Raw genomic sequence first — 678 nt, forward strand, 5'->3', positions numbered from 1 at the left:
GATCGCCGACCCCAGCGGGATGCCGAAGGAGAAGGCGAGGGTGAGCCCGGCCAATACCGTCGCCATCGCCTTCGCCCGCTGCTGCGGCGGCGCGATCATGGAGGCCGCGACGCCCGGCAAGACGACCGTCACCGCCAGCCCGGTCGCCACCCGCAGCGCCAGCGCCGTGGCGAAGTCCGGCGCGAAGGCCGTCGCCAGGTTCAGCGCGCCGACCAGCGCCAGGCCGAGCACCAGCAGGTCGCGCCGGTCCCAGCGCGCGGTCAGCGCCGCCGCCGGCGCGCCGGCGATGGCGTAGGTGATCGCATAGGCCGCGGCGAGTTGCCCCGCGGTGGCGAGCGAGACGCCGAGATCCGCGGCCAGCGGCGCCAGCATGCCGGTGAAGGCATAGGCGCCGGTGGCGGAGGCGAACTGCGCCCAGGTCAGCAGCCAGATGCGTCGGTCCATGCGCCACCATGTGGCGGCGGCGCCTGGCCTGTCATGCGGCGTTCGGCGCGTCCCAGGGATCGGCAAAGCGCAGCCTGGCGGCGCGGAACCCGCAGCCCAGGCCGATCGCGGCGGCCATCGCCGCGTAGCCGAGCGTGCCGGGCATGCGGTTCAGCAGGCAGGCCAGCGCTTCCCGCCGCGCGCCGCGCTGGGCCAGCGCGGCGGCCAGCAGCAGCGGCGGCTCCTCGCCGACCA

The 678-nt window shown here is 76.1% G+C and carries 2 protein-coding genes; both read right to left on the minus strand.

Annotated elements, in window-relative coordinates; translation table 11 throughout:
- On the minus strand, nt 1–444 hold a 444-nt coding region (locus tag OZN99_RS32960), incomplete at its 3' end, for an MFS transporter (protein ID WP_270939380.1).
- Nucleotides 445–475: 31 nt separating this feature from the next.
- Nucleotides 476–678 (minus strand): hypothetical protein (locus OZN99_RS32965; RefSeq protein WP_270939381.1); only part of this gene is annotated, 203 nt, incomplete at its 5' end.

Source organism: Falsiroseomonas oryzae, from assembly GCF_027856955.1.
In the GTDB taxonomy this organism is placed as follows: Bacteria; Pseudomonadota; Alphaproteobacteria; order Acetobacterales; family Acetobacteraceae; genus Falsiroseomonas; species Falsiroseomonas oryzae.